This is a genomic window from Frankia sp. CeRuru1 (assembly GCF_977966315.1).
On record NZ_CDWWEW010000265.1, the window covers coordinates 1 to 7,048 of the forward strand.

Sequence of the window (7,048 nt, forward strand, 5' to 3'; positions counted from 1 at the left end):
GGTCATCGCCCGCGCCCGCGGCATCTCCTCCAAGTGGGGGGCCTTTCTCGACTCCACGTCCGACCGGGTCGGTGACGGCGCGATCTTCGGATCGCTCGTCCTCTGGTACGCCGGCGACGGCGATTCCCTGCCGTTGGCGGGTGCGGCCCTGATCTGCCTGGTCGCCGGCTTGATCACCTCGTACGTCAAGGCCCGCGCCGAGGGACTCGGCTTCACCTGTGACGTGGGGTTCGCCGAACGGGGCGAGCGGTTGCTGATCCTGCTGGTCGCCGCCGGGCTGTACGGCCTCGGGGTGCCCTACCTCCTGCCCGCGGCGCTGTGGTTCCTTGTCGGTGCCACCATGCTGACGGTCGTCCAGCGGGTCGTCCACGTCTACCGGCAGTGGTACCGCGCGGGAGACCCGCCCTCCCCGCCGACGTCAAGGGCGGCCCCGGCCACTGCGTCCCGGACCACGGCTGCGTCCCGGGCCGCGACCGCCTTCGGCCCCCGCCGCAACGGCCGCTGAGCGGTCATCGAGACGATCCGACGAAGGGCCGAGCGTTGACGGCGGGCGTGCGGGCGACGGCGGCCGGGCGGTTCACCGACCTCGCCTACACGCTGGGCTGGCGCGGCGTCCGGCTGCTCCCGCACCCCGTGGCCGCCGCGGCGTTCCGGTTCGGCGCCGACCTGGCCTACCGCCGCGACGGGCGGGGGGTGCGCCGGCTGCGGTCGAACCTCGCCCGAGTGGCGCCGCCGGGAACCGATCTGGACCGGTTGACCCGGGCGGCGATGCGCTCCTACGCGCGGTACTGGCTGGAGGTGTTCCGCCTCCGGGAGATCGGTCTGGACCGCGTCGTCGGCCGGCTGCGGCTGCTGGACCAGTATCGGTTGTGGGATGCGCACGCCCGCGGGAAGGGGACCATCGTGGCGCTGCCGCACATGGGTAACTGGGAGCAGGCGGGCGCCTGGCTGGTGGCGAATGGCGTGCCGTTCACGACCGTCGCCGAACGCCTGCGGCCGGAGGCGCTCTTCGAGCGGTTCCTGGCCTTCCGCTCGGAGCTCGGCATGGAGGTCGTCCCGCTGACCGGCGGGCAGGCTCCCCCGTTCGACCTGCTCACCGAGCGCCTGCTGGCCGGGGGGATGCTCTGCCTGCTCGCGGACCGGGATCTCTCCCGCGGTGGGATCCCGGTGAGCTTCTTCGGCGCCACGGCCACCATGCCCGGCGGGCCCGCGGCGCTCGCGCTGCGCACCGGGGCGACGCTGCTGCCCGCCACGCTCTGGTTCGACCATGACGGGTGGAGCGGGCGGATCCATCCCGCCGTCGAGCCGAGCGACATCCCGACGATGACGCAGGGCCTTGCGGACGCCTTCGCCGCCGGCATCGCCGCGCACCCCGCGGACTGGCACATGCTCCAGCGGATCTGGCGCGACGACGGATGACGCCGCCGTGAAGATCGGTCTGGCCTGCCCCTACGCCTGGGACGTACCGGGCGGGGTCCAGGTGCACGTGCGTGACCTCGCCGAGACCCTGATCGCCGCCGGTCACCAGGTATCCGTCATCACCCCGGTGGACGACGAACGGACCCTGCCGCCCTACGCGGTGGACGCGGGCCGGGCGTTACCGTTGCCCTACAACGGCTCCGTCGCCCGGCTTCTGATGGGCCCGGTCTCGGCCGCCCGGGTCCGCCGTTGGCTGCGTGAGCACGACTTCGATGTCCTGCACGCCCATGAACCGACCGCGCCCAGCGTCAGCCTCCTGGCCTGCATGCTGGCCGACGGGCCGATCGTCGCCACCTTCCACACCGCCAACCCCCGGTCGCGGTTCCTCACCGCGGCCCACGGCGCGCTGCAGCCGTCGTTCGAGAAGCTGCGGGCCCGGATCGCGGTCTCCGAGGCGGCCCGGCGCACCCTCGTCGAGCATCTGGGCGCCGACGCCGTCCTGATCCCGAACGGGGTGGCGGTGCAGAACTTCGCCGGCGCCCGGCCCCTGCCCGGCTACGACGACGGGCGGCCCACCGTCGTGTTCCTCGGGCGCATCGACGAGCCGCGCAAGGGCCTTGACGTGCTGCTAGCCGCCCTGCCGGCGCTCGCCGCCGAGATCGACGGTGTCCGGCTGCTGGTGGCGGGGCCCGGTGACGGGGCGGCGGTGCGGGCCCGGCTGGAGCCCGCCCTGCGCTCGCGGGTCGGCCTCGTCGGCATGGTCTCCGACGCCGACAAGCCCCGGGTCTTCGCCTCCGGGCAGGTCTACTGCGCCCCGAATACCGGTCAGGAGAGCTTCGGGATCGTGCTGCTCGAGGCGATGGCGACCGGGACCCCGGTGGTGGCCAGCGACATCGACGCCTTCCGCCGGGTCCTCGATGACGGGCGCGCCGGCAGGCTGTTCGACGTCGGCGATCCCGCGCGGCTGGCCGCGACCCTGGCCCAGGTGCTACGTGATCCCGCCGGCGCCGCGCGGCTGGTGGAACGCGGTCGCGCCGTCGTCGCCGCCTACGACTGGCGGGTCATCGCCGAGCGGATCGTCGGGGTGTACCAGATGGTCGCCGGGGACATACGGGTGTCGGTCGCGACGGCGACGCAGCCGCCGGTCCGGGGCGACGCGAGGAGTGGGGACTGACCTGCCCGGTAACTGACCTGCCCCGGTACCAGAGCCACGTCACATTCGGCCGTTGGTTACGCTGCGCGGGATGACCGTCGTCGTGGTGGTGGTCGCCCTGGTGGTGGCGATCGCGACCTATCTGACCTGGCTGGCCACTCGGCTCGACCGACTCGCGGCCCGGGTCGCGGACGCCCGCGGCGGGCTGGTGGCGCACCTGGTCGCCCGCGCTGACGCCGCGCGCGAACTGGCCCTGCGGTGTGAGCTGGCCGAGCTGGGTGAGAGCGTGGCCCGGGCCCGAACGGCCTATCCAGGCCTGCTCGCCGGGGGGGCGTTGGACGCCGCCCTCGAGCAGAGCGAGAATGCCCTGAGCCGGGCGTTACGGTCCGCCGAGGTCGCCGCGGCCGGCCAGCACCACCCCGCCGAGCTGCATGCGGTCGACTCCTGCGCGGCCCGGGTCGCGCTCGCCCGGCAGTTCCACAACGACGCGGTCCGCGACCTGCGGGCACTCGCCGGCCGGCGCGTGGTGCGGATGGCGCACCTGGCCGGCCGCCGGTCGCCCCCCGGCTACTTCGAGATCGACGACGCCCTGCCGATCCGCGGCGAGGGCGTCCCTCGCGATGACCTGCCGGGGCTGGCCTCCTGACGGCTCGGCCGGTCGCGAGATCGCCGTACCATGGAAAACCGACCCACCCGCACGGGAACCATCCGGCGGGGTACCGGCATGCGGGTGCCAGACATGCCGGTACCCCGCGGCCCTGGCGACCCGACCCAGCGAAAAGAGACGGCACATCATGCCCGAGGGCCAGACTGCCCCCGCCGCCGGCCCGGCGATCGACTCCGCCCGGCAGGCCGGTACCGCCCGCGTCAAGCGCGGCATGGCGGAGATGCTCAAGGGCGGCGTGATCATGGATGTGGTCACCGCCGAGCAGGCCCGCATCGCCGAGGACGCCGGCGCCGTCGCGGTGATGGCGCTGGAGCGGGTTCCCGCCGACATCCGGGCGCAGGGTGGGGTGGCGCGGATGAGTGACCCCGACATGATCTTGGAGATCATCGAGGCGGTCTCCATCCCGGTCATGGCCAAGGCCCGGATCGGGCATTTCGTCGAGGCACAGGTGCTGCAGGCGCTCGGGGTGGACTACGTCGACGAGTCCGAGGTCCTCACGCCCGCCGACCCGCACCACCACATCGACAAGTGGCGCTTCACGGTGCCGTTCGTCTGCGGGGCCACCAACCTGGGGGAGGCACTGCGCCGGGTCGCCGAGGGCGCGGCGATGATCCGCTCCAAGGGTGAGGCGGGCACCGGCGAGGTGTCCAACGCCGTGGTGCACATGCGTACCATCCGGGCGGAGATCGCCCGGCTGTCGGGGCTGCCCGCCGAGGAGCTCTACGCGGCGGCCAAGGAGCTGCGCGCCCCGGTCGAGCTGGTCGCCGAGGTGGCCCGGCTCGGCCGGCTGCCCGTCGTGCTGTTCACCGCCGGCGGTATCGCCACTCCGGCGGACGCGGCGCTGATGATGCAGCTCGGCGCGGACGGGGTGTTCGTCGGGTCCGGGATCTTCAAGTCCGGGGACCCGGCGCGCCGCGCCCGGGCCATCGTCGAGGCGACCACCATGTTCAAGGACCCCGACGTTCTGGTGAAGGTCTCCCGGGGCCTCGGCGAGGCGATGGTGGGCATCAACGTCACCGAGCTTCCCCCGGAAGCCCGCTACGCCGACCGCGGCTGGTGAGTGGCCCGCGGATCGGCATCCTCGCGTTGCAGGGGGATGTGCGCGAGCATGCCCGGGCGCTCACCGAGGCCGGCGCGCGGCCGGTGGCGGTGCGCCACGCGGTGGAGCTTGCCGAGGTCGACGGGCTCGTCCTGCCCGGGGGTGAATCCACCACGATCGGCCGGTTGCTGCGCGTGTTCGAGCTGTTGGAGCCGTTGCGGGCGGCGGTGGCCGCGGGGTTGCCCGTGTTCGGTTCGTGTGCTGGCATGATCCTGCTTGCGCGGGACGTCGTGGGCGGCCGGCCGGATCAACCACTGATCGGCGGACTGGACATCGTCGTCCGGCGTAACGCCTTCGGCCGGCAGGTGGACTCGTTCGAGGCACACCTCGAGGTCGTCGGGGTGGCGGGGCCACCTGTGCACGCGGTCTTTATCCGGGCACCATGGGTAGAAAAGGCAGGAGACGCGGTCGAGGTCCTGGCCCGTGTCGCCGAGGCGCCGGTGGCGGTCCGCCAGGGGCCGCTGCTGGCCACCGCGTTCCATCCGGAGCTGACCGGTGATGCCCGGGTGCACCGGCTATTCGTCGACAGCGTCCGATCGTCCGGGTCCGGTCGATGATCGGGCGCAAGAGAGGCAGGTCATGAGCGGCCACTCCAAGTGGGCGACCACCAAGCACAAGAAGGCGGTCATCGATGCCCGCCGGGGCAAACTGTTCGCCAAACTGATCAAGACGGTCGAGGTGGCGGCCAAGACGGGCGGCGGAGACCCCGCGGGCAATCCGACCCTCGCCGACGCCATCGCCAAGGCGAAGTCGCAGTCCGTGCCGAACGACAACATCGAACGGGCCGTCAAGCGGGGTTCCGGCGAGCTCGCCGGTGGGGTGAACTACGAGGACATCACCTATGAGGCGTACGGCCCGGGCGGGGTGGCGATCCTCGTGGAGTGCCTGACCGACAACCGTAACCGGGCGGCGTCGGATGTCCGGGTGGCGATCACCCGTAACGGCGGCACGGTGGCCGACCCGGGGTCGGTGTCGTACCTGTTCAACCGCAAGGGTGTCGTGCTTATCGAGAAGACCGCCGGCCTCACCGAGGACGACGTACTGCTCGCCGTGCTCGACGCCGGCGCGGAGGAGGTCAACGACGTCGGGGAGGCCTTCGAGGTGGTCTCCGAGGCGACCGATCTGCACGCCGTGCGGGTGGCCGCCACCGGCGCCGGCCTGGCGGTCACCTCCGCGGACATCTCCTGGCTGCCGAGCGTGAGCGTGCCGCTGGAGGCCGAACCCGCCGCCAAGGTCCTTAAGCTCATCGAGGCGGTTGAGGATCTCGATGACGTCCAGAACGTCTGGTTCAATGCCGACATCTCCGACGACGTGATGGAGCTAGTCGGCAGCTGATCGTCTTCTCAGGCGATCTGTTGGGCGTGTCGTGGATGTCCGGTTGCGTCGCCGTCCCTAGAATCGAACGAATGTTCTTGTGAACGTGCGGTCGGGAGGGTGGATGCGGGTGCTGGGGGTCGATCCCGGACTGACCCGGTGTGGCCTGGGGGTCGTCGACGGTGGCCTCGGTGTCCGGGCCCGCCTGGTCGAGGTGGGGGTGGTGCGCACCCCCGCCACCGCCGAGGTCGCCGAACGGTTGTGCGCCGTGTCCGACGGCATCGACGCCTGGCTTGATCGCACCCGTCCGGAGGCGGTCGCGGTTGAGAAGGTCTTCAGCCAGGCGAACATGCGTACCGTGATGGGTACCGCGCAGGCCGGGGCGGTCGCCATCATGCTGGCCGCCCGGCGGGGCCTGCCGGTGGGTCTCTACACGCCCAGTGAGGTGAAGGCCGCGGTGACCGGCAGCGGCCGGGCGGATAAGGCGCAGGTCAGTTTTATGATCACCAGGTTGCTCGGGCTGACCGAGGCGCCACGCCCGGCCGATGCGGCGGACGCCCTCGCGTTGGCGCTCTGCCACCTGTGGCGCGGGCCGGCGCTGGCCCGGTTCCGTTCCGCCGCGCCGGGCGGATCCACCTGATGATCGCGTCGTTGGCCGGCACGGTCACCGCGCTGACCCCGCTGTCCGCCGTCATCGAGGTCGGCGGGGTGGGCCTGCTTGTCCACTGCTCGCCGTCGACGCTGTCGCGGCTGCGGGTGGGGGAGCCCGCCTCCCTCGCCACCACCCTGATCGTGCGCGAGACCGAGCTGACCCTCTACGGCTTCGCCGACGCCGATGCGCGCGACGTTTTCGAGATCCTGCAGAGCGCGGCCGGGGTCGGGCCCAAGCTCGCCCAGGCCGTGCTCGGAGTGCACGATCCCGACACGGTGCGCCGCGCCGTTGCCGAGGAGGATCTCGCGGTGCTGACGAAGGTCCCCGGTATCGGGCGCAAGGGTGCGCAGCGCATCGTCCTGGACCTGCGGGACCGGCTCGGTCCGCCGAGTGGTGGTGCGCCGCTGCCCGGCCCGCGCCCGACGCCGGGACCGGAACCGGTGCCGGCCGATGCCGTCGGGGTCGCGGCGACCGTGCGGGAGGCGCTGGTGGGCCTGGGCTACTCGGGTCGTGAGGCCGACGACGCCGTGTCCCGGGCGCTCGTGGTCCTGGCCGCGCCCGCCGGCGAGGGCGCCGCTGCGGGTGGCGAGCGTGCCCTCCCGGGCGAGGGAGACGTCCCGGGCAAGGAAGGTGCCCCGGGTTCCCGGGCCGGGGCCGGCGCGGGAACCGGCGGCGCCCCGCCCGACGCCGCAGCACTGCTGCGCGCGAGCCTCGCCGTGCTACGCAGGTGAGGGCCGTTATGAC

Annotated in this window: 9 protein-coding genes; all 9 read left to right on the plus strand. The window is 72.8% G+C overall.

Features of this window, described 5'->3' with window-relative positions; translation table 11 throughout:
* On the plus strand, positions 1–505 hold a 505-nt coding region (locus AC08OP_RS17340), incomplete at its 5' end, for a CDP-alcohol phosphatidyltransferase family protein (protein WP_476615148.1).
* A gap of 35 nt (positions 506–540) precedes the next feature.
* Entirely contained in the window at positions 541–1,419 is an 879-nt protein-coding gene (locus AC08OP_RS17345) for a phosphatidylinositol mannoside acyltransferase (protein ID WP_476615149.1), read from the plus strand.
* A 7-nt stretch (positions 1,420–1,426) separates the two neighbouring features.
* Complete coding sequence (locus AC08OP_RS17350; RefSeq protein WP_476615150.1) at positions 1,427–2,593, plus strand: glycosyltransferase family 4 protein; 1,167 nt, start codon at positions 1,427–1,429, stop codon at positions 2,591–2,593.
* Between the two features lie 70 nt (positions 2,594–2,663).
* Positions 2,664–3,218: a LemA family protein gene (locus AC08OP_RS17355; protein WP_476615151.1), complete on the plus strand. Its 555-nt coding sequence runs from the start codon at positions 2,664–2,666 to the stop codon at positions 3,216–3,218.
* A 148-nt stretch (positions 3,219–3,366) separates the two neighbouring features.
* Positions 3,367–4,299 carry a pyridoxal 5'-phosphate synthase lyase subunit PdxS gene (gene pdxS, locus AC08OP_RS17360; RefSeq protein WP_476592782.1) on the plus strand — a complete coding sequence of 311 codons (933 nt, stop codon included), beginning with the start codon at positions 3,367–3,369 and terminating at the stop codon, positions 4,297–4,299.
* Entirely contained in the window at positions 4,296–4,895 is a 600-nt protein-coding gene (gene pdxT / locus AC08OP_RS17365; protein WP_462188109.1) for a pyridoxal 5'-phosphate synthase glutaminase subunit PdxT, read from the plus strand. Before pdxS ends, pdxT begins: the two co-directional genes overlap by 4 nt.
* Positions 4,896–4,917: 22 nt before the next feature.
* On the plus strand, positions 4,918–5,673 hold the full coding sequence (locus tag AC08OP_RS17370) for a YebC/PmpR family DNA-binding transcriptional regulator (protein ID WP_462203079.1): 756 nt from the start codon (positions 4,918–4,920) through the stop codon (positions 5,671–5,673).
* Between the two features lie 103 nt (positions 5,674–5,776).
* Complete coding sequence (gene ruvC, locus AC08OP_RS17375; RefSeq protein ID WP_462185993.1) at positions 5,777–6,292, plus strand: crossover junction endodeoxyribonuclease RuvC; 516 nt, start codon at positions 5,777–5,779, stop codon at positions 6,290–6,292.
* Positions 6,292–7,035 (plus strand): Holliday junction branch migration protein RuvA, encoded by a 744-nt coding sequence (gene ruvA, locus AC08OP_RS17380; protein WP_476615152.1) that lies wholly within the window; start codon positions 6,292–6,294, stop codon positions 7,033–7,035. The genes ruvC and ruvA overlap by 1 nt, the downstream gene beginning before the upstream one ends.
* The last annotated feature ends 13 nt before the right edge of the window (positions 7,036–7,048 follow it).

Excerpts from the sequence above, each read along its gene's own strand:
- AC08OP_RS17370 (WP_462203079.1), top strand. The coding sequence starts at position 4,918 with ATGAGCGGCCACTCCAAGTGGGCGACCACCAAGCACAAGAAGGCGGTC.
- pdxS (WP_476592782.1), top strand. The coding sequence starts at position 3,367 with ATGCCCGAGGGCCAGACTGCCCCCGCCGCCGGCCCGGCGATCGACTCC.
- ruvA (WP_476615152.1), top strand. The coding sequence starts at position 6,292 with ATGATCGCGTCGTTGGCCGGCACGGTCACCGCGCTGACCCCGCTGTCC.
- ruvC (WP_462185993.1), top strand. The coding sequence starts at position 5,777 with ATGCGGGTGCTGGGGGTCGATCCCGGACTGACCCGGTGTGGCCTGGGG.
- AC08OP_RS17355 (WP_476615151.1), top strand. The coding sequence starts at position 2,664 with ATGACCGTCGTCGTGGTGGTGGTCGCCCTGGTGGTGGCGATCGCGACC.